The organism is Paenibacillus sp. JCM 9796 (assembly GCF_055379675.1).
In genome coordinates this window covers 2068407-2090359 of the sequence record NZ_AP043723.1, presented here as the reverse complement: position 1 = coordinate 2090359, position 21953 = coordinate 2068407, and the positions used below count along the sequence as shown (strand labels likewise).

Genomic DNA, 21953 nt, shown 5'->3' with positions numbered 1-21953 from the left:
CCGCCTATGGCGTCACCTCACCATCCGCTGACCGGATTGCTCCTATCCATTACGCTGACCGGTCTTGGTGCCGCAACCCGCACAGCCTCTAACCGGCCGAGGGCGCTTCTTGTGTCTGCTTAGCCGCCTGGATCTGCTTGTGCTTCTCCAGATCGAACCGGGCTCCGCCCATGAACAGCGAGACGATCAAGCCGAGCAGCGAGGCCCCGACCAGCATCCAGAAGCCGACATGAACCGCATCGCCAAGCGCATGCTTCAGCATGGTCATCACCGCCTCCGGCACTTGGCCTTCGGCGTGCAGCAGCACCTGCGGGTTCGTGAACGCCTCCAGCTTCTCCGGCGGAATGCCGAGCGTCGCGCCTTCCCGTTCGATCGTCGACGTCATATGCCGGTTCACGATCGCAGCCATAATGGCCGAACCGAACACCCCGCCCACGGAGCGGAAGAAGGTGACCGTCGAAGAAGCGACGCCTTGATAACGGGCAGGGGCATTCGTCATGATCGCCATCTGCGAGATTGGCATCAGGAAGCCGATGCCGATCCCCAGCAGCAGCATGTCGGCGCGCAGCGCCCATTGGTTGACGTCCAGCGGCAGCAGGGTGATGATGTACGCGCCGCTCCCGGCGAGCAGCATCGACAGGAACGTGCTCATCCGCCAGCTTAAGAACCGCATCAGAAAACCGCTGATCGCCATGCCGATCATGACGGAGAACATCATCGGCGTCAGCGCGTTGCCGGCATCGCCGACGTCGCCGCCAAGACCGCCTTGGATGAAGATCGGCACGTACAGCAGGGAGCCGAACATGATCATGCCTTGCAGGAAGGTTGCGAGGCTTGAGCCGGCGATCGTCCGGTTGCGGAACAGCTCGAACGGGACGATCGGCTCCTCCGCTTTTGTCTCGGTGTACAGGAACAGCGCCAGTCCGCACGCCCCAGCGGCAAGCAGGCCGAGGATCGGCCAGGAGGCCCAGGGGTAGTCGACGCCGCCCATTTTGAGCGCCAGCAGCGTGAGGACCGTCGTGAACACCAGCCACCAGGCGCCGGCATAATCGACCTTCGGCTTGCGGGTAGTGTCCTTCGATTCAACCAGCGCTCCCATTAGAATGAAGAGCGCGATCAGCCCGAGCGGCAGATTAATATAGAAGTTCCAGCGCCAGCTCATCCAGGTGGTAATGAACGCCCCGACGCTCGGCCCGACGATCGAGGACAGCGCGAATACGCCCATGAACATCGCTTGAAACCGTCCGGCGCGCTCCGGCGGCATCAGCGTAAACAGCAGGGTGAACGTGATCGGCATCATGCAGCCGGCTCCCAGCCCTTGAATCCCGCGAAATACGATCAACTGCGTCATGTCCTGCGCCAGCCCGCACAGCGCCGACCCTATAATAAACGTCAGCAGACCGGCGGCATAAAACCGCTTGCGTCCATACATATCCGACAGCTTGCCGACAATCGGCATGATCGCCGTAGAGGTCAGCATATAAACCGTGAAAACCCAAGAAATTTGCTCAAAGCCGCCCAGCTTCTCAACGATTGTCGGCAGCGCCGTCGAAACGATCGTCTGGTCCAGCGAAGAGAGAAACAGGCTTAGCAGCAGGGCGCCCATCACCCAGCTCAATCTTTTCTCGTTCATAGCCATTGCACGTCATCCTTTCTTGTTTACGATGCCATCCAACAGAATGTCAATCACGTCGTCCATCATGCGCTCCGCTTGTTCCTCCGGTACTTGACCACTGGACATAGCGTTCATCCCGCCCATCAGACCGCCCCAATATACGGCAGAGATCAGCCTCGGATCGAGCGGCTTCAGCTTCCCTTCCCGGATGCCCTGCTCCAGCACGCGATGGAGAGGTCCGGTCGCATTGTCCACATATTCCTTCAAGACCGCTTCCCCCTTATCGCCGAACACGAACGGGATATCGGCCGGTATGTTGCGGTAGAACTGTACCATGTGCGGCTTCAGCAGACTTGATCTCAGATAAAAGCGGGCGTACGTTCTCAGCTTGGAGATCACCTCTTCGTCGGACAGCAGCGTGCTGCTGATGTACGTTTTCGCCTCTTCGATGAGACGGGTGAACACGAAGCGAAATAAGTCCATCTTGTCTTTGAAATAATAGTACACGAGTCCGCGGGCCATATTGGCGCGCTTGGCGATATCACCCATTTCCGTGCCCCGTACGCCTTTTTCCAAATATACGGCAATCGCCGCATCGATGATTTGCTGGATGCGTTCTTCTCTTATTTTTTCGTTTTGTTCCGACGAGCGCGGGGACATGCTCCGGCACCTCCGAATTCGAATTATTTTTAATTGACATTCATGTCAGTTAAAAATATATCATTGGTTGACACTCGTGTCAATTAAAAACGGTAAATAGGACCGCCTACCTTTCGGGGCTTGTCCGATCGCTCAGGCCGCCGGCTGCGCCAACGCCAAAGACCGGTCCCCTGGGGCTTCAAGCCTCAGGGGACCGGTCTTCGCGGTTTGCAACGCTAATCGCGCGGCACACGCTTGCTGGGAAGCGTACGGCAGCGCCGCCGCCGCTCTCGTTCGCGCCGCTTACTGCCGAATCCGCCGATTGCGTCTGGAGCTTCTGCGCCTGCGGCGTCTGCGACGACGGGGCTTCGTCTTCTCGTCGTCTTTGGCTTTGCCCTTGCCGAACGAGCCGAGGAGCACCTTGATCAAGGGCGCGAATTGCTGGAAGCTTTGGACCATCTTCTGCATTTTGCTGAAGGTGTCCACGATCCCCTCGATGCCGCCCAGGCGGTCGAGAATCTTGCTGACCTGCTGCAAGTTAAATCCGCCGCCGCTGCTTGCGCCGCCGGCACTACCGCCGGACCCGCCGCCGAACAGCGTAGTGAGTCCGCCTCCTTCGCCGCCTGTGCCCGTTGTCACGGGAGGCTGCGCGAACATCGTAGACTCTGCAGGCAGCTGGGTACCCGCCATACCGGGGAAATCCGTGTAGGAGCTCGGCCCCGGGTAGACGCCTTGGTTGTAAGACCGCGTCTGCGCATACGGAGGCCGATTCGTTCTTGAAGCTGCCTGGTGCGCAGTGGCTTGCGGATGGATCCCTCGGTTGCCGATTATTTGTTTTGTAGAATTCATCATTTTTCATTCCTTTTATTTAAATTCTCGCAGAAGTGCTGCGGCCTGACTTTCATCCAACATCGGTTTCCTTGTATACTGTATGTGATAGGCGAATGGATGGTATGGGCGCTTGTCACGTTGTTTTAGATTTTGGCCTAGTGAAGCGATTTAGTCCGCTACCGCATAAAAAGAGTAACGTTTTACAAACATAAAGGAAGGATTTCGGGCTCTGGCGTCGAATACTGCTTGTATAGATTGTAAAACGATGCCGATTCGAAGTATGATAGGTAAGATAGTCCATCGAGGGGTTGAACGACCATGCAATTAAAGAAGCTGAATGATAAAGCGATTGACCAGCTGTTTGAAGCGATTTTGACGCTGAAGGATATAGAGGAATGCTATGTGTTCTTCGACGATTTGTGCACCGTGAACGAGATTCAGTCGCTGTCTCAGCGGCTCGAAGTGGCGCGGATGCTGCGGAAGGGCAACACGTACAACCAGATCGAAGCGGAAACCGGCGCCAGCACGGCGACGATCTCGCGGGTGAAGCGCTGCTTGAACTATGGCAACGACGGGTACAAAATGACGCTGGAACGCCTGGGCCGCTAACGGTCCCGGACAAGTCGTTGTCCCGCTCTTGCCAGGCTCTCACCCGGCATGATTAACGCAACATGCGAATCCTTCTCGGCCTGGAGGCTGAGCGGGATTTTTCGTGTTCGAGGGGTTCTTCCAGCGAGCGTCGGATGCGGTTTTGGAGAGGAGGCATACGGTGTGGTAAAATACGGGATATTGGTCATAAGCCACGGTTCCCGAAGCGAGGAATGGGTACGGCTCGTCGATGAAGCAGTCCGTGCGGTGCGCGTGCCGGCGGGGGTCCCGATCTACTCGTCCTACTTGGAGATTGTGGAGGGACGGCTTATTCAGGACGGCATTACGGAGCTGGAGGCGCTTGGCGTTACGGATATGATCGTGATCCCGCTGTTCGTCTCCTCGGGGAGCACGCATATTGACGAGATCACGTATGCCCTGGGTTTGAAAAAGGAGCCGCAGCTCCCGACGGACATGGAACCGTTTGCGATTCGGGCCCGGGTGCACTGCACGCCGCCGATTGACGACGATCCGATTATCGCGGAGATCGTGTACGGCAAGCTGCGGCCGTTGTCGGAGCGCCCGGAACGCGAGATCGTGCTGCTCGTCGGACACGGCAGCGCAGAGAAGGGCTTCCATCTCGCCTGGCGGCGCGGCCTGGAGCGGCTTGCTGCGCGGGTGAAGGCGCTCGGCGGGTTCGCGGAAGCGGACGGGGCGATGCTGCTGCCCGATCAAATTAAGTGGAAGATGAACGATTGGCGCAGGCGCAGGCCCGATTGTCAGGTGCTGGTCGCGCCGCTGTTCCTGAGCGAAGGATATTTTACGGGACAAGTCATTCCCGAGCGATTGGAAGGATACACGTACCGGTACAACGGTCAGGCGCTGCTGCCCCATCCGGGCATTTCGCGCTGGATGGAGCGGCAGATCGCCCGCGTGCTGGACGGGAACGAGATGCATGAATTATGAAGCGAACGGGTGAGAGAGATGACGGAACGGGTCAAACGCGCTAGGTTAATCTATAACCCCTCCTCCGGTCGGGAGGAGATGAAGAGGCGGCTGCCGGACGTGCTGCAGCGCTTGGAGCGCGGCGGTCTGGAGACGAGCACGCACGCCACGATCGGCGAAGGCGATGCGACGCTGGCGGCGGCCGATGCCGTCGCACGCGGTTTTGATATTATCATCGCCGCCGGCGGGGACGGCACGTTGAACGAGGTCATCAACGGGATGGCCGAGAAGGAGAACCGGCCGCCGCTTGGCATTTTGCCGCTGGGGACGACGAACGATTTTGCCCGGGCGCTGAACATTCCCCGCCACTGGGAAGGCGCGGTCGACGTGATCCTGCAGCAGCATACGCGCATCATCGATGTCGGCAAGGTCAACCAGCGTTACTTTATTAACATTGCAGGCGGCGGGTCGATGACCGAGCTGACTTATGAGGTGCCCAGCAAGCTGAAAACGATGATCGGCCAGATGGCCTATTATATGAAGGGCCTCGAGAAACTGCCCCGGCTGCGTCCGATCGAGCTGTACATCCGTACGCCCGAGGTCGAGCTCCACGAGGAAGTCATGCTGTTCCTTATCTCGAACAGCAATTCCGTAGGCGGCTTCGAGCGGCTTGCGCCGGACGCGTCGCTGAGCGACGGTTTGTTCGACGTGCTGATCTTGAAGAAATGCAATCTGGCCGAATTTATCCGCGTCGTGTCCTTGGCGCTGCGCGGCGAACATCTGAGCGATCCGAACATCATTTATTTGCAGACGAATCAAATCCAAGTCACCTCTCCGGACTATGTCCAACTGAACCTGGACGGGGAGTTCGGCGGGACGCTGCCTTGTATGTTCACGAACCTGTCGCAGCACCTGCGCATCTTCGTGGATGAGACGGGCCAGACGACGTATAAGAATACGAACCCGCTGCACCTGAAATTACCTTGGAAAACTAAAGCCGGAGAAGAGAACGAACATGATGAAGAGCAAGAATAACCGCCGCGGCGGTAAGGGTGCGCAGGCAGGCAGCAGAACGGACCGGCGGGAACAACCGTTTTCGAACCGGCAATCGTCCCCAACCCCAGCCGCAGCCGTGCTGCGCGATCTGCCGGTAACGAAGAATGAGGACTATATTGCCGAGATTGTCGGCTTAGGGCATGACGGAGAAGGGGTAGGCCGTGTGAACGGCTTTACCCTTTTTGTTCAAGGCGCGCTGCCGGGCGAGAAGGTGCGGGTCAAGGTAGTTAAGCTGAAGAAGCAGTATGGCTACGCCAAGCTGCTGGACATTCTGGAGCCGAGCGCGGACCGTGTTGACGCGCCGTGCCCGATTTACAAGCAGTGCGGCGGCTGCCAGCTGCAGCACATGAGCTACGAAGCTCAGCTTCGCTGGAAGCGGCAGCTCGTAGCCGATAACCTGGAGCGGATCGGGAAGCTGGCTGTGGCCGGGCCGGGGGACGCTGCGGGCGAAGGCATTCTCGTGCATCCGACCATCGGCATGGACGACCCTTGGCGCTACCGCAACAAGGCGCAGGTGCCGATCGGCCATGGCGGGCCGGACATGGAGGGCGGCCTGATCGCGGGCTTCTACGCGCAGGGCAGCCACCGGATTATCGACATGGAGGCCTGTCTTATCCAGCACGAGCAGAATGACGACGTGGTGCGAGCGGTGAAAAGAGTGGCGGGCGAGCTCGGCATCCGCGCCTATAATGAGGAAACGGGCCGCGGGATGCTGCGGCACGTCGTGGCCCGCTACGGTTTCAACACCGGCGAGATCATGGTCGTGCTGATTACCAACGGTGAGTCGATCCCGCACCGCGACGAGCTGGTGGGGCTCATTCGCGAAGCTGTTCCGGGCGTGACGAGCATCTGCCAGAACGTGAACACGCAGCAGACGAACGTCATCTTCGGCGACCGGACGCTCGTGCTGTGGGGCCGCGATGTGATCTACGACACGATCGGCGACATTCGATTCGCGATCTCCGCGCGATCGTTCTATCAAGTGAACCCGGTACAGACGGAGGTCTTGTACCGGAAGGCTCTGGACTTCGCCGCGCTGACGGGCGAAGAAGTCGTGATCGATGCCTATTGCGGCATCGGCACGATCTCTTTGTTCCTCGCGCAGCGGGCGAGGAACGTGTACGGCGTCGAGATCGTCGGCGAAGCGATCGACGATGCCCGCGCCAATGCGGCGCTGAACGGCATCCGCAACGTTCAGTTCGAGACCGGCGCGGCCGAGGTCGTCATCCCGGCCTGGCGCAAGCAGGGCATCGCGCCCGACGTTATCGTCGTCGACCCGCCGCGCAAGGGCTGCGACGCCGCGCTGTTGGAGACGATCCTCGAGATGCGGCCGGAGCGCGTGGTGTATGTGTCGTGCAATCCTTCGACATTGGCGAGGGATTTGCGCATGTTGGAGGATGGGGGTTATCGCACAATGGAGGTACAGCCGGTGGATATGTTTCCGCATACCGTTCATGTGGAGTGCGTAATAGGAATGCAACGAATCAATACGTAGAAATCCTTTATTTTCAACACTTTGCGCGTTTTATGACTTTCACGGCAGACGGCAGCGACTTCAAAAATAAGGTGCTCAAAGACAAAATTGAGGTTTCCGTCGTTTTGGACCTGGATTTGGACGTCGGGTGTGTAGACATGTTGAATTCGTTCCAGGAATCTTGATCCTGAGCAAATAAATTATATATTGAGAATGAAGAAGAGAACGTCGTTTCAGCAGCGTTCTCTTTTTATATAAATTGAAAGTGAATTTCCACTCGTATAGGGGTTACAATTGATAACTTTGTGGGTTTCTAGAACTAGCGTTCCAAGAGCAATTTAATTACAAACTTATCCAAAGTGTGGTACGATATTTACAAAGAAAAATCTGAAAACTTCATTCCATGGAATACGAAAAGAGTTTACAAGTGTGAGGAATTAGCCTTAAACCTGACATTTTTTAAAGGCGGTCTAGAAATGAAATCAACGGATGTAAAGCATTCAATAGCTGGATTTTACTTTCAACTTCTTATCGCTTGTTATGAATTAGTAAACGTATATGAATATGAAGATGCATATGTAGGCGTTGAGTGTGATGCGGATATCAGAGTCAATTACGGTGACGAAAAATTTATCGAAGCAAAATTTTATAGTGACGACACGTTTACTCGTAATCATGAAGCGATTACTCATACTATCTATAACTTTTATCATACATACAAGAAAACAAAAACTAACGGTGAATTTCAAATAAAAACGAATGTGCCGTTTGCTCCTTCTGAAACTGAATTTTTTAAAAATTGGAATAGGAAGCATTTTGAGAATCCAGTTGAATACATTAATTATGTGAAAGACTGTTTGGTTCGCGAATATATAGAAAAAAAAGAAGGGAAAAAAGCATTCGAGGAGTTTAAAAATTTTTATAGCAATGTGAACCCTCATCTCATAAGACCTCAGTATAAACGAGCATTAATAGAGCATCTACATCAAAATCCTAGTGAATACAAAAATTATTGTAATAAAGAATTGATAAGTGACGAAGAGATCTTCGAATTTATAAAGTTGATTTCATTTAATACACCAAGAAAAAAAGTCGACAAATTTAATAGTATTATTGAACTTAAAGAAAAGACAGAATATCTCCTGTCTATATATTTTCCGGGTCTAACTGCGTTCGAATATGAAAATGTTAGGTATCTCATGATGAACGCTTTTTTAGATACCACCGTAGATGAAAGTGTATTTGTTTTAAGAACAAATGCAATCAGTAAAATCGTAGAAAATCAATCTGATTCAATAAAGGAATTATTTGATAAGGATGTTTTAGCTAACGCAATTAAAGAGATCGAAATAGAATTAATCAAATATGAGCAACTATTGAAGAAAAAAGGAGTTTCAGACAGTTTAGAACGTATTCTAAAAGTCGTGGGTTCGTGTACCGAACAGTGGGTACAGGGGATGAAAGAACTGGGAGTGCAGCAGATGAACAGTAGGTATCTGATGGCAGGAGCCACTTCCTCGTATACCTTAAACATATTGGAATTATTCAAAGCGATGGGAGAAGTGTATTCATTATCGGAAAAGGAACTTGGTAATGTCGAACTCTTTGGACTTGAAGGGATTAACAATGTTTCATTTTCGGAATATAGAGCATTTTCTTTAAAGACTACTCCACATGCAAGTGATAAGCAGGATGAACAATTTTTAATTGCTGCTTTTATTGACCATACTTTAAAGGAACAACATCTCATACACGCTGTCGGCGATGAAACTATTATTTTTGACGCTGAGTGTAAAATATGTGTGCCTGATAAACTAAATATTGAAGATATTGTAATGGACATCTCGAAACCATATGGAACTATAGTGCATCAGGAGTTTTACCGATCCTTTCAATATAAATGTATGCGATGTATTAGATTATTAACACACGACGCCAATTGTCCTTTTAATAAAAGCTTTAAGGAAGGACTGATTTGATGGATAGGATTATGGCCGAATTAGAGATTTCAGATTTTCTTACTTATGAAGAACTTCCTTCCTGTAGAATCTGCAACTTGGATAAAGATAAAGTACTTGTTATTTGTTCAATAACATACCTTGAACAAATTGATGATATCGTTACAAAATTACCCAGTTTAAGAAACAAGATAATGACACAAATGAATAACCCCAAAAACAAGGAATATGTCGAGAATGAAAAAATCCCCATGTCAAAATTTTTGTGGGATATGTATGTAGTCGCCCTTCATCAATATAAAAGTGAAAAGGAACTCTTTAGACCTGCAGATATAGCCAAATACGAACGTGACAGATTTGTAGCAAGAAAAATCGTAATTCAATATGAGCATTTTGAGGAGCTTAAGAGAAAGTTTATTCGGCTGTTATTTCCTGAACGAGTATTGGATGGATTCTCAATTATAGACAATCAAGAGAACGAAGAAGAATTAGATTTTGAAGCAATAAAATTGTTAATTCAAAACATTGAAAACGTAGTAAGTAAGGGGGACTGAATTTGTATCTTTCCCAAGTAAGAATAAAAAACTTCCGCGGCTACGGCGAATACGAAGGCTCACCAGACAATTGCTTTGTTTACGATGAGTTAGATTCTCCCTTAGTAATTTTTCATGGGTACAATGGATTCGGTAAAACATCATTTTTTGAAGCAGTGGAGTGGTGCTTGACTGATAATGTTTATCGTCTGGAAAAGTTCTATGTAGATAAAACTTACCAAGCCAATGAATTAAAGAGAAGCCATTATTTAAAGTTTTATCACCCTAAATATGGGAATAATGAACTTAGGGAGATATATGTAGAATTACTATTTGACAATGGATTGAGAATAGTTCGAAGAAGTAATAATAAAGTTCTTCGTACCACTGATAAGGATGCAAGTTATTCATCAAAAGTATTTATGGGAATAAATGAGTTAGTCGAAACTACAACGGAAGAAGTGTTGCATAAATTCATTTCAAAAACAAAAGACAAAGAAGCATTTTTTCATACTCATATGCTAGGCCAAGAAAGTATAAGCGATTTTCTAAGAAATAATTCTCCTTCGCAGCGAAGGGAAATTTTTATGCATCTGTTACAAGAAGAAGAGCTAAATAATTTGTATCAGGCACTTAGTAAATTTCAAGCAAAAAATAATTCGTTAACTTTAAAGTACAATGACTTGACCACCAAATCTGTAAATTTAAGGACTTATCAACAAGGGATCACAGATTTCATCAAAAAATTGGGTTTTGATGATATTATTCATTATATAAAAGCGATTAATGATGACTATACAAAAATTAAATTGGTTTTAACAAGTAGTGATCTCGGGAATCTCCCGATAAATGCTTCATTGTTAGTGGCTGAATCAGGTATTGGTTTTAGCAATTGTGTTGAATATTTGAAAACATTGAGTGCGGAGCATCAAAAAATTGTTGCGTTTCGTGATGACTTGAATTCAAAATATGAGGAATTACTGCGGCTTAATAAAAGGTTTGAAACATTTTCATTGTTGGAACAAGCTAAAGTACAACTTCAAAGATCAGAGGCGGCTGCACGCTTAAAACTAAACAATAGTGATTCGCTGAGTGAACAAATACGTAGTTTAAATCAAAAAATTGTTTCTTGTGAATCAAGTATTGATTCTATCCAGCGAAAAAAAGTTACTCTGGAAGAATATAGATATACATTCCTACCATTATCAAAGTATATTTCAAGCACAGATGTTGATGAGCGATTTTGGGCTGAATTAATCCAAGAGCAAGTCAAATGGGAAAAGTTTGTTATTGAGTTTAAATCGGAACTTGAAGTAAATATAGAGAATCTCGGTATTGAGGACATAGATAAAGAGTGGTTTCGTGAAATTCAGAGGCAGTTAATCAATATACAGGATACAAAAAAACAATTGAATGAAAATTTAGAAGATATACTTTCTCAAAAAAAATCCGTTTCATTATTAAACGTACAATATCAAGAAGCTTTAATTCATGTCAAAAAGTTGATAAATGATAACTTTCAAAGCACTGATAAGTGCCCAGTTTGTTTAAACGAGGACTTTTCAAATCCTAAATATTCTTCATTGCAAGGTTGGGAAAGTAGTTCATCGATAGCAGAGAAGATTATTCTAATAATTGATTCAACTTTCGCCGCGGGCAACGAACAGGTAGCGCTGTTAGTAGAAAGAGAAAAGGAAATTCATGATAAAATTAGGTCGCTTGAAAATCAGTATTCTCTAAGAATTGAACAGCCGTTGCGTGTGAGATTGGATAATATAAATCAAAAGTTCAAAGAAAAATATGATGTTGTGGAGAAGCATCTTCAAAAAGAGTTGATAGCTCAATCTGCTATTAAAGATTCTTCAATTTCGACGAGAAACGAAACTCAATTACAACTCAATAGGATTCGTGAGTCAATAATTAGTTTATTCGGGAATGAGATTAAACTTGAAGAACTTGAAACTTCTCTTCTTGATCAAATTATTACTCAATCACAAGAATGGTTTCTCTCGAACTTAAGTGAAACGGGTTTTTCAAGTAGTCCAAGTATTAGTGAGGTCGAAAGCGAACTTGCTTTGCTAAGAAAAGAGTACCTTAACGGTAATGAGCATGAAAGTGTGAAAACCAATTTAGAATCCACAAAAAAAAAGTTAGCTGCCATTGAGAGTCTTATAGCATTAATAAAAGAAGTTTTAAACAAGAAGCTTCCTGATGAGTATGAAGTTGCAGTAGTTCGATATGAAAAATTGGGAGAACTGATAAGTAGCTTAGAATCTGAGAAACAAAAAATTGAGGAATACCGAAGCGAGGCAAGTAAATGGCACGGAAGATTGCTTGGGAAACAAAGACAGATAGTAAAAGAAAGGTTGGAGAATCATCCTATCATAAGCTGGGTCTACGAAACGATAAACCCACATCCATTTCATAAAAGTTTACATATTACAAATACAGAACGTGGAACCAATTTTATAGGGCAAACCCAGTTAGAAGATAAAATTGATCTCTATCTTGACCAGATATTTAGTGCAGCACAATTGAATATATTGGCTTTAAGTATCTTTCTTGGCCTTGGTTTGACCCAACGATATAGTCAACTTCAACAGCTTTTTATGGACGATCCTATTCAGAGTATGGATGACGTTAATATTTTGGCGTTCATTGATGTTTTGCGTGCAATTATGGATTCAAAATACAGCAATAAGCATATAGTCGTTTCGACTCACGATGAAGATTTTGCCCAGTTACTTTCAATAAAAATGAGAAACAGAAAAATGGTACAATACAGAATTGTGGGTTATACAGAGGAAGGTCCCCAAATTATAAAAATGAAGTGAGAATCAAGTTTGATGTAAATAGAGCCCGATTGTACAAGAGAACGCCCTTTCAGCGGCGTTCTCTTTTTATATAGATACTTTCAAAAAGCCGGTTGCCCTGAAATATCAGCGCAAACCGGCTTTTTGCGTGAAAGGAGAAGTGTAAGATGACCAAGGTGATCGCCCTCGCCAATCAGAAAGGCGGCGTGGGCAAAACCACAACGGCGGTCAACCTGGGGATCGGATTGGCAGCCGATGGGAAAAAGGTTTTGCTGGTCGATGCGGACGCGCAAGGCAACCTGACGGATTCGTTAGGGTTCCACGAACCGGATAACCTGTCGGTATCTTTGGCCACATTGCTGGCGAAAACGATGCTGGAAGAATCCTATGAAGCGCGGGAAGGTATTTTGCATCACCATGAAGGCGTTGACCTGATGCCAGGCAATATTGAATTGTCCGCTGTTGAGGTATCGCTCGTCAACACGATGAGCAGAGAAACGATTTTACGTTCGTACATCGATTCCGTTAAAGCCGACTACGATTACGTGCTGATCGATTGCATGCCGAGTTTGGGCATGTTGACCATTAATGCGCTTGCCGCGGCGGACAGCGTCATCATTCCCGTACAGGCGCATTATTTACCGGCCAAAGGAATGACTCAACTGTTGCAGACCATTTCCCGTGTGCGCAGGCAGATCAATCCGAAGTTGGTTTTGGACGGCGTGCTGCTCACGATGGTAGACAGTCGGACGAAATTTGCCAAAGACATTTCCTTTATTCTTCGGCGCGACTACGGCGACAAGCTGCGCGTGTTCAACACCGAAATCCCCTTATCCGTTCGCGCGGCGGAAACAAGCGCCAAGGGGAAAAGCATCTACGTCCATGATCCGGATGGGAAAGCTGCGGGGGCTTATGCCGCCTTTACGAAGGAGGTGCAGAGCATTGGCAGCGAAAGACGACATGCGCGCCAGCATCAAACTGGCCACAGTCGCTGATTTATTCTCGACGGAGGAGAGCCGCGCCGACCAGCAGCGGGAAAAGGTGATGGAAATACCATTGTCGGAAATCAGCGATTTTCCCGGACATCCGTTCAAGGTGAAGGCGGACGAAGCGATGTTGGAAATGGCAGACAGCGTAAAGCAATACGGCATTCTCGTTCCCGGCCTGGTACGTCCGAAGACGGACGGCGGCTATGAAATGGTAGCCGGGCATCGTCGTAAAAAAGCGAGCGAACTGGCAGGCAGAGAAACGATGCCCTGCATCGTCCGCGAACTGGACGACGATCAGGCGACGATCATCATGGTGGACAGCAACCTGCAACGGGAAAATATTGCGCCAAGCGAGAAAGCATTCGCCTATAAGATGAAGTTGGAGGCGATGAAGAGACAGGCGGGCAGACCTAATAGAGAAAATGTGTCCCAAGTTGGGACACAAAAGCGGTCCGATCAATTGTTGGCAGATCAGGCAGGCGAAAGCCGCAATCAAATCCAGCGTTATATCCGCCTTACCGAACTGACCCCCACCATTCTCGAAATGGTGGACGATAAACGGATCGCGTTCAATCCGGCCGTAGAACTTTCATACTTGGCCGAAGAAGAACAGAAAGCCTTGTACGAAACGATGCAGTCTGAAGACTGCACGCCTTCGCTGGCGCAGGCGCAGCGCATGAAAAAACTGAGTCAGGACGGGCGGCTTAACGTGGATGTCATCTTCTCGATTCTCACGGAGGAGAAACCGAACCAGAAAGAAAAGATGACCATTCGGCGCGAGCGGATAGACCGTTTCTTCCCGAGGGACTTTACCGAAAAGCAAAAGGAAGACCTGATCGTACAACTACTGGAAAGCTGGTATAAAAAACGGCAACGGGAACAGGAACGTTAACCTGTATCCTGTTCGGCAGGCACTCTCCCCTAGGACGGAGAGCTTTTTTATGCCCATTTTTGGGGAGGCGATTCATGATGTATTTCACGAAAGGGAGGCGTCGTCAATATGAGCGCCTGATGCAAGAAAAGCCGGGTTTCAACCGCTTTGAAGTTTTGGAGGATGAGACCGAGCAGCCGCGCACGCGAAAGAAGAAATCTCGTGAAGCCGGCCAATCAAAGCGAAGCCGGGGAACGAAGGAAGACCGCAACTTTCCAGGAAAAGAGGACGGACAATGGAAGAAATAAAGCGAATGGTGGACAACTATGAAGTCGATCAGGCCATCTCCATCGGGAAGGTGGAAGTGCTGCTTGGCATAGACGAAACCAATGCCGAGCGTCCGTACATGGTATGTACCTGCACCCGAAACAATTCGTTGGGTGTCGAGCAATATTACGCGATTGCGTTAGGCGAGGATTATCTTGAAGCCGTGCATGACTTTATTTCCCGCGTGCAATGGGAACTGGAGGATCTCAAAGAAGAAAGGGCCAGTGTCAAGGTGCCCCTATCTCCCCTTACCCAAGCCCAATGCCAGCCGATTCGCGAAGACATGCGCATTGACAACCAGGTTGTTGTCATCCGACCGGAACGGTTGCGACCCGAATATCGCACCGCTGTTAACCAGCTTGTGCTGGCACTAAGCGGTTTTGGCACCTCTGCCAATTCCCGAGGTCGCGCCGTCTACGTGATCAATCTGTATACCGGTGAAGAGGCTCGCTGGAATCGGGAGGATTTTATGGGTCTGATAAAACCGGAGCATATGCCTGCATGGGCGCAAGAAAAACTGGAGCAGCATCAGATTGGAACTCAGCAAAAGCCGAAGCGCCGTGACGAAGCCCGGTAAAGTCATTCGATAGCACTTCAATCTCGGATTGAAAGGAGACGTGAGCGATGTCGTGGACTTATCGGCACCGCAAGACGCTTATGATCGCCGCGATTGCCGTAAGCGTTTGTTTACTGGCGGCTGCGGCCATTTATTCTCTGATAAAGCAATCAGAGCAAGAGCAGAAACAGCAGCAAATGAAGGAACAATATGAAAAGCAAATCGAAGAACTGAAAACGATAGAAGAACAATCGCGCAGAAGCGTTTGGACTGTGGCGCGCACCATTCCTGCCGGCGGCACCGTGACGGCGGAAGACCTCAAGTCCGTCCCGATGCCTGCGAATCTGGTGCCGCAAGGGATGATGACCGATCAGAACACGGTTATCGGCAAAAGCGCCAAAATCGAATTGCAGCCAGGCACGCCGCTGATGCCGTCCATGCTGTACGAGAGCGCGCCGATCCCGAAGGATTTGCGGGTGCAGGAGTTTCATGTCATTCAGCTTCCCTCCAATCTGCAAAAGGGACAGTACATCGACGTGCGAATCAACTTCCCGACTGGCGAAGATTTTGTCCTGCTGGCGAAGAAGAAGGCGCGGGAGTTGTCCGGCAATGTCATCTGGCTGGAAATGAACGAGCTGGATATATTACGGACTTCAAGCGCGATCATCGATGCCTACTTGCAAGGCGCGCGGCTGTATGCCCTGCCCTACATCGAGCCGGGCTTGCAGGAATCGGCGGTAGTCAATTATCCCGCCAATCCGAAGGTGCTCGATTTGATGGAACATGATCCGAACCTGCTCGAAAAAGCGACAACCGAGCTTGCCCGCCAGCTTCGCCTGACACTTGATGACAATCTCAAGGCGATGAGCGAGTCGGACAAACTGCGCGTAACGAGCGGCAGCGTAACGGTTCAGCAGCAACTGCAAAACGAACGGATTGTCACACAGCAAGGCAATGCCCTGCATGAGGCGACCCCATCGCCGCCACCGGCAGGCGCAACGGCTACGGTCGACCAGGAACCGCCAGCTGCACAGCCGCTGACCTCCCCTTCCGTTCCGACAACGACGAATGAGAATCGGCCGGAAACGTCTGCGGAGTCTACGCCATCTGTTTCGACAGATCCGGCACCAGCTTCGCCGTCTGGAGAGCCTGCAAAAGTGGATAAATTAGAGCAAATTTTTAATCAGTGAAGGAGGCCGTCATGAAAAAAGTCGTGTTTTTCGGCGCGTCGGACAAAAGCCACCTGCTCCTTGTGCTGGGCAAGCTACTCACGGCGATGGAGCGAAAGGTGCTGATCGTGGACTCCACCCTTGCCCAGTCCATGCAAGGCTATTTGCCGCGAGCGGATTTCGGCTATTCGTTGCGGGAGTTTGAAGGCATCGATGTGGCGACCGGGCTCATCACGCCAGCGCAATTGGAACGCTCCCTGTTTCAAGCCGGAGGCGAAGCGGCATACGATGTCATGCTGCTCGACACCGATCACACCGAATTTGTGAAAGGACGAGAGTTGCCGGGCTATGACAAGCGGGTTTGGTGCAGCAATTGGAGCCGGCTCAGCATGCATAAAAACGCGGAACTGATGCAGCGGCTGTGTCTTCACGAAGCGGAAGGCCAGCCGCTCACGTTTTACAAACTGATTGCTCCCACTCTGCCGATCGCCATACCCGAGTCGTATATCGATTCGCTTCTGGCGCAGCAGTTTGTACGCTGGGAGGACACCGTGTTCCGCTTTTCGCTTGATGAAGGGGATATGTCGGTCGAACTGGACAACCAGCATCATGGGCGCATCGACATCAGGCGGCTATCCGGGACGTATCGCCGGAACGTGTTGGACATGCTGCAACAGTTGTTTGATTGCGATGCCAAAACCGCCCGGCGGGCATGGGCGCGATCCCGAAGGCGCACGTAAATTCGGTAATGTTGCACGAAAGGAGATGAAGCAATGGGTTTTACCGTGGTGTTTTGGAGTCCGGTTTCGGGACAGGCAGGTACGACGAGCAACCTGATCGCCGCCGCGGCGCTGCTCGGACTCGAATATTCCTCGCGCCTTTTGTTGCTTGGGCATTTGCAAAGCGAATACGCGGCCATCGAACGCAGCTTTTACCCGAGACGGAGCTGGATGAGCAAAGCGGACGCCCCGCCTGACGCGGGCATCGACGCGCTGCTCAGGCTTTTACAAAACCGCAAGCTGGAACCGAACAGGTTGCGGGATTACACGCTGCCGCTGCTCGCCGACCGACTCGACATCCTTCCGGGATCGAACAAGCCGGATGCATCGTTTGTTTCCGCCGCACAGGAATGGCTTGGACCTCTTTTGGAACTGACAAGGCGCGCTTACGATCTGGTATTGCTGGACGGCGGAAGCGGCAACCTGTCGGCGTGGACACAGGCGCTGCTGCGTCAGGCGGATTTGCTGGTCGTCTGTCTGCCTCAAAATGGGCTCAAGCTGGAGCAGGTCTTTCCGCTGGTGGAGGCGCAGCTTCAGTCCGACCGGAAGCATTTGCTTGTATTCGGACAATATGACCCCGGGTCGGCGTTGACCGTCAAAAACATTAAGCGCCATTTTCATCGGCGGGAGCTAACGTACCCGATTGTCCATAATACGGGCTGGCTGGACGCGACCCAACAAGGAGAAGCCGTCCGTTTTTTATTTCGCAACCGACAGGTGCCGTGCAATCATAAAAACTATCCCTTTATGCAACAGGTGCGGACACTGGCACAAGCGATCGTCCAGCGCGCCGGATTAAGCAAGCCTTTTTTCGGCGGGAAGGAGGACGATGACCGATGATGTTCGCGCTGAACGGTTTGCTTCTGGCGGGCATCCTCATTGCGATCGGCGTCTTGCTCTATTTGCGTATGAGCCGTCGCTTGCCGGAGCAGCCGGACGAAAAGCCGGTCTATACGCTGGAAGCGATGACCGCGTTTGTGAAAGAGGCGCTGCACGAGATGACGAGCAGCAACCTGATTGACTTCGGCTTGTCGGAAGAAGAATACCGCCGCCGCAAAAACAAGCGCGCAGAACTGAAGAAGGCGCTGCGGGGCTGCACGTCCGGAGATTTGCGGGACAAGGCGTATGTGAAGCAGGTAATCGCCGATTTGCTCGAACAGCGTTATACCTTGGACGATAATAACCTGAATCGCCTCCTGCCGTTTGACGACCCGCAGGCGCTCACATCGCAAGATCAATTTGACATCCTGCTCTATCTCTATAAAAAACAACATCGTTTGAGAGCGCTGGACGAACTGATCCGCAAATACGAACTGGACCGCCCCAAGCGGAGCATGGAAGACGAAGAGACAGAATCGTACCGGATTACCGCCGACGAAATCCGAGATATTTACAAGCAGGAAGCGCGCAAGCTGTCTGCCGGGGACAAAACGCAGATCGTTGTGCAGCGGATCTACCAGCAGTACAAAGGGTTTAGCGTCATCGACGAAATCCGCGACATGAAAATCGACGGCGTATCGGGCGGCGTTTCCGGCATCCCGCCCTCGATGTGGGAAGGCGAATGGAGCCTGGAGGAAGAAGCGCAGCTGCGCGAGGTGCCAAGGTCGCATGACAGCGTGTGGCTGTTTTATAAAGGGAAATCTATCCATTTAAGCTTTCTGTCCTTCGGCTCGGAGCAAGAACTGAGGCGCGTGTGCCAGAACGTGTACAAACATAATTTTCCCGGCCAATTGTCCGAGGCGAACGGCTTTAAGGTGAACGAAATGGCCGATGGCTCCCGCGTCGTCGTGCTGCGCCCCCGGTTCAGCGAATCGTGGGCTTTTTTTGTGCGCAAATTCGATGTGCAAAACGCCACGCTCGAACAATTGATTCAGGACGACCATGCGGAGCTTCCCATCGGACTGATCAGATATCTCGTCATGGGCGAGCGCATAACGGCCATTACCGGCGCGCAGGGCAGCGGCAAGACGACGCTGCTCACGGCTATGGTGCGCTACATTCCGGCCATCTTGCCGATCCGGGTGCAGGAAATGAGCTTTGAGCTTCAGCTGCGGAAAATATACCGGGATCGCAACATTTTAAGCTTGCGGGAAACGGAAACGATCTCCGGGCAGGACGGGCTGGACATCCAGAAAAAAACGGACGGCTCGGTCAATATTTTGGGAGAAGTGGCGACCGACCCGGTTGCCGCCTGGATGGTGCAGATGGCGCAGGTCGCTTCGCTGTTCACCTTGTTTACGCATCATGCCAAAACGTTCCGCGATCTCGTCTATTCGCTGCGCAATTCGCTGCTGAAGACAGGGGTGTTTACGAACGAAAGAGTGGCCGAGCAGCAGGTCGTCAGCGTCATCAATTTCGACATTCACCTCAGGCGGGACGCGGACGGACATCGCTACATCGAACGGATTACCGAATGCGTCCCGGAGGAGCAGGAAACAGCCTACCCGGAGACGTTCCGCCACAAAACGACGACCGAGGAGAAAATGACGGCGTTCATGGAGACGATGCTGGAATATTTCCGCCGCTCAACGGACCGCCCGCTATACGTCGCGCGGAACGTCATCGAGTACCGAGACGGATGCTATGTCGCCGTTCATCCGTTGTCCGAGCGAAACCGCAAGGAAATCGCCGCATGCCTCGCCGGGCCGGACCAGGCGGCGTTCGAAGCGTTTTTGGCGGTTCACTGGGGGGATAGCGATGAAGATTGAATGGCTGTCCCTGTTGCTGGGCGCAGCGACGGTGCTGTTCCTCGCGATGGTGGCGGCGTTTCAATGGGTATCCCGCCACGGTTCGGACGTGGAGGCCGTTCGGCAGTATGAAGCGTTGCGCAAACCGGGCAAAGCCCGCAAGAAGCAAGCGCTGCACAGCGTGTTGCAGCAGCTGTATCGCCTAAGCGAAAGTGTACCGATTTTACGCGGTTATTTGCTTCAACTTCGCAAACGAATGACCATTCTCCAACTTGGCGACGAATGGAAGCTGCGGCTGGAGACGATGAAGTCGGCGCTCCTCATATGGGGCGTGCTGCTCGCGGCGGCTGTTCCGCTGGCTATCGGCGTGCGCGACCCGGCCGCGCTCGGCATGATTGGCATCGGCTTCTGGGTTGGCCACGGAATCCTTTCGGACAATCTGGTCCATCGGCTGGAGACGCGACTGCTTCGGCAACTCCGGCATTTTTTTTCGGATGTGCGTCATCATTATCATCGTCACGGCATGGTGGAAGAAGCCATTTATGAAGCGGCGGACGGCGCGCCGTATGAGATGGCGCTGCACGGACACGAAATATACGAAGTGCTCACGGCAAGCGATGCCGAGCATCGGCTGGCGCAATATATCGAGAGCGCGCCGAACCGCTATTTGCAGGGCTTGGCCGGGCTGTCGCATCTGGTGAAGGAATACGGCGACAAACGAACCGCAACCGGTTCCGTGTACTTGAAGGCGCTCGGGAAGCTCGCGACCAAACTGAATCTAGAACTGCTGCGCCGCGAGCGCCTCAGTTTCCTGTTGCAAGGACTGACCGCCATCACGCTGTTGCCGCTGCTGTTTACCCGGCCGATCGAAGCTTGGGCCAGCCATTACTTTCCGGCCATGGACGCCTTTTATGCGAGCACGACTGGCTGGATCGTGAAAATCGGCCTGATGGCGGTCGTATGGCTGTCCTACGTTCTGCTGCGGAACATTCAGGAACTGGACGCGAGTCCAAAACCAACCGGCCGAAAAAGATGGGAGAAACGGGTTTACGAATGGCCTTGGATGCGCTGGCTTGTGCATCGTTTCGGTCCCGCCCCCGGTTCCCGGGAAGCTGACCGCATGGTCAAGCTGCTTAAAGACACCGCATCGCCGCTTCGTCTGGAATGGCTCTATGTGCAGCGCATCGTGGCGGGTGGCATGGCTTTTCTGGCAGTGCTCGGGATGTTTATTACGCTTCATGCCGCAAGCCGGCATCAAATCCTGTATGCGCCGGTAAAGCCGGGCATCCTGTTCGGCCAACTTTCGCCGGAGGAGGAAGCCAAGGCGCGCGAGGCGGCAGCGCTCGATCGCCGCATCATCGATCGCGTAAAGGAGGTGAAGCATCGCACCGAAGAAACGGTGATGGCCCTGCTCCGCAGCGAAACGCCGACGGCGAATCAGGACGATCAACTTCGCGCTGCGGCTCGGCGCATTATGGGCAAGCTCACGAAGCTGGACAATCAATATTTGAAGTGGTGGGAAGCGCTCCTCGCCGCTCTCGCGGGATGGGGCGGCTACGCTATGCCGGTCGGCGTTCGATTGTTCCAGCGGCGCATGCGGCAGATGGAGATGAAGCATGAAGTGGATCAACTGCATGCGGTCATCGCCATGCTGGCGGATCTGGACCGGATGTCGGTCGAGCATCTGCTTATCTGGATGGAACAGTTTGCCCGCGTGTTCAAGGAACCGCTGCAAACCTGCTTGCTCCATTTCGAACAGGGCGCGGACCAGGCGCTGGCGCAGCTGAAAGAGGATGCGCCGTTTGTGCCGTTCGTCCGCACGGTCGAAAAGCTGGAGCTGGCGGCGCAAAGTTTGCCGATTCGGGAAGCGTTCGACGATCTGGAGTCGGAACAGGCTTACGCGCAGGAGCAGCGCAAACAGGAGTACGAGCAATTGATCGAGCAAAAGGCAGGCTGGGGAAAATGGATCGGGTTTGCGCCGATGATGGCTCTCATTTTCGGCTATCTGGTCATTCCGCTCGTCATCGTCAGCTTGCACCAGATGTCCGTATACTACGAACAGCTTCAGCGCATTCAGTAAGCGGACATGTTGCGGCGCTTTCCAAACGGGAAGTGTCTTTTTA

General features: G+C 51.4%; 19 protein-coding genes. 16 read left to right on the top strand and 3 right to left on the bottom strand.

What is annotated here, in order from left to right:
- Positions 1 to 88: 88 nt before the first annotated feature.
- From ACZ439_RS09975 to ACZ439_RS09965, 3 genes are all read right to left on the bottom strand, one after another.
- The gene (locus tag ACZ439_RS09975) at positions 89 to 1639 is read right to left on the bottom strand and encodes an MDR family MFS transporter (RefSeq protein ID WP_464620969.1); all 1551 of its coding nucleotides are present in this window, start codon (positions 1637 to 1639) and stop codon (positions 89 to 91) included.
- 6 nt (positions 1640 to 1645) lie between these two features.
- Positions 1646 to 2275, bottom strand: coding sequence for a TetR/AcrR family transcriptional regulator (locus ACZ439_RS09970; RefSeq protein ID WP_141335980.1), 630 nt, complete (start codon positions 2273 to 2275; stop codon positions 1646 to 1648).
- A 282-nt stretch (positions 2276 to 2557) separates the two neighbouring features.
- Positions 2558 to 3103 (bottom strand): hypothetical protein, encoded by a 546-nt coding sequence (locus ACZ439_RS09965; RefSeq protein WP_464620968.1) that lies wholly within the window; start codon positions 3101 to 3103, stop codon positions 2558 to 2560.
- 300 nt (positions 3104 to 3403) lie between these two features.
- Here ACZ439_RS09965 and ACZ439_RS09960 point away from each other — a divergent pair, with 300 nt between their 5' ends.
- The 16 genes from ACZ439_RS09960 (at position 3404) to ACZ439_RS09885 (ending at position 21910) form a co-directional block, all read left to right on the top strand.
- On the top strand, positions 3404 to 3694 hold the full coding sequence (locus ACZ439_RS09960) for a YerC/YecD family TrpR-related protein (RefSeq protein ID WP_010494821.1): 291 nt from the start codon (positions 3404 to 3406) through the stop codon (positions 3692 to 3694).
- 162 nt (positions 3695 to 3856) lie between these two features.
- Complete coding sequence (locus ACZ439_RS09955) at positions 3857 to 4639, top strand: sirohydrochlorin chelatase (RefSeq protein ID WP_054795896.1); 783 nt, start codon at positions 3857 to 3859, stop codon at positions 4637 to 4639.
- Between the two features lie 78 nt (positions 4640 to 4717).
- The gene (locus tag ACZ439_RS09950) at positions 4718 to 5653 is read left to right on the top strand and encodes a diacylglycerol kinase (RefSeq protein WP_236595693.1); all 936 of its coding nucleotides are present in this window, start codon (positions 4718 to 4720) and stop codon (positions 5651 to 5653) included.
- Entirely contained in the window at positions 5634 to 7169 is a 1536-nt protein-coding gene (gene rlmD / locus ACZ439_RS09945) for a 23S rRNA (uracil(1939)-C(5))-methyltransferase RlmD (RefSeq protein WP_464620967.1), read from the top strand. The genes ACZ439_RS09950 and rlmD overlap by 20 nt, the downstream gene beginning before the upstream one ends.
- A gap of 455 nt (positions 7170 to 7624) precedes the next feature.
- A complete protein-coding gene (locus ACZ439_RS09940; protein WP_430017293.1) occupies positions 7625 to 9127 on the top strand; it encodes a hypothetical protein in 1503 nt (500 codons plus the stop codon).
- On the top strand, positions 9127 to 9660 hold the full coding sequence (locus tag ACZ439_RS09935) for an ABC-three component system middle component 1 (RefSeq protein WP_127608070.1): 534 nt from the start codon (positions 9127 to 9129) through the stop codon (positions 9658 to 9660). Before ACZ439_RS09940 ends, ACZ439_RS09935 begins: the two co-directional genes overlap by 1 nt.
- A 2-nt stretch (positions 9661 to 9662) precedes the next feature.
- Positions 9663 to 12473, top strand: a complete 2811-nt coding sequence (locus ACZ439_RS09930; protein WP_430103027.1) for an AAA family ATPase — start codon at positions 9663 to 9665, stop codon at positions 12471 to 12473.
- A gap of 146 nt (positions 12474 to 12619) precedes the next feature.
- Positions 12620 to 13447 carry a ParA family protein gene (locus ACZ439_RS09925; RefSeq protein WP_127608068.1) on the top strand — a complete coding sequence of 276 codons (828 nt, stop codon included), beginning with the start codon at positions 12620 to 12622 and terminating at the stop codon, positions 13445 to 13447.
- The gene (locus ACZ439_RS09920; protein WP_430016618.1) at positions 13395 to 14333 is read left to right on the top strand and encodes a ParB/RepB/Spo0J family partition protein; all 939 of its coding nucleotides are present in this window, start codon (positions 13395 to 13397) and stop codon (positions 14331 to 14333) included. The genes ACZ439_RS09925 and ACZ439_RS09920 overlap by 53 nt, the downstream gene beginning before the upstream one ends.
- 74 nt (positions 14334 to 14407) lie before the next feature.
- Positions 14408 to 14620, top strand: coding sequence for a hypothetical protein (locus tag ACZ439_RS09915; protein ID WP_127608067.1), 213 nt, complete (start codon positions 14408 to 14410; stop codon positions 14618 to 14620).
- Complete coding sequence (locus ACZ439_RS09910) at positions 14608 to 15216, top strand: hypothetical protein (RefSeq protein WP_054795907.1); 609 nt, start codon at positions 14608 to 14610, stop codon at positions 15214 to 15216. The genes ACZ439_RS09915 and ACZ439_RS09910 overlap by 13 nt, the downstream gene beginning before the upstream one ends.
- Positions 15217 to 15263: 47 nt before the next feature.
- The gene (locus ACZ439_RS09905; RefSeq protein WP_127608065.1) at positions 15264 to 16385 is read left to right on the top strand and encodes an SAF domain-containing protein; all 1122 of its coding nucleotides are present in this window, start codon (positions 15264 to 15266) and stop codon (positions 16383 to 16385) included.
- An 11-nt stretch (positions 16386 to 16396) separates the two neighbouring features.
- Positions 16397 to 17104, top strand: coding sequence for a hypothetical protein (locus ACZ439_RS09900; RefSeq protein ID WP_127608064.1), 708 nt, complete (start codon positions 16397 to 16399; stop codon positions 17102 to 17104).
- 33 nt (positions 17105 to 17137) lie between these two features.
- Positions 17138 to 17983 (top strand): P-loop NTPase family protein, encoded by an 846-nt coding sequence (locus tag ACZ439_RS09895; protein WP_127608063.1) that lies wholly within the window; start codon positions 17138 to 17140, stop codon positions 17981 to 17983.
- Positions 17980 to 19851 carry an ATPase, T2SS/T4P/T4SS family gene (locus ACZ439_RS09890; RefSeq protein WP_127608062.1) on the top strand — a complete coding sequence of 624 codons (1872 nt, stop codon included), beginning with the start codon at positions 17980 to 17982 and terminating at the stop codon, positions 19849 to 19851. The genes ACZ439_RS09895 and ACZ439_RS09890 overlap by 4 nt, the downstream gene beginning before the upstream one ends.
- Positions 19841 to 21910 carry a hypothetical protein gene (locus ACZ439_RS09885; RefSeq protein ID WP_127608061.1) on the top strand — a complete coding sequence of 690 codons (2070 nt, stop codon included), beginning with the start codon at positions 19841 to 19843 and terminating at the stop codon, positions 21908 to 21910. The genes ACZ439_RS09890 and ACZ439_RS09885 overlap by 11 nt, the downstream gene beginning before the upstream one ends.
- The last annotated feature ends 43 nt before the right edge of the window (positions 21911 to 21953 follow it).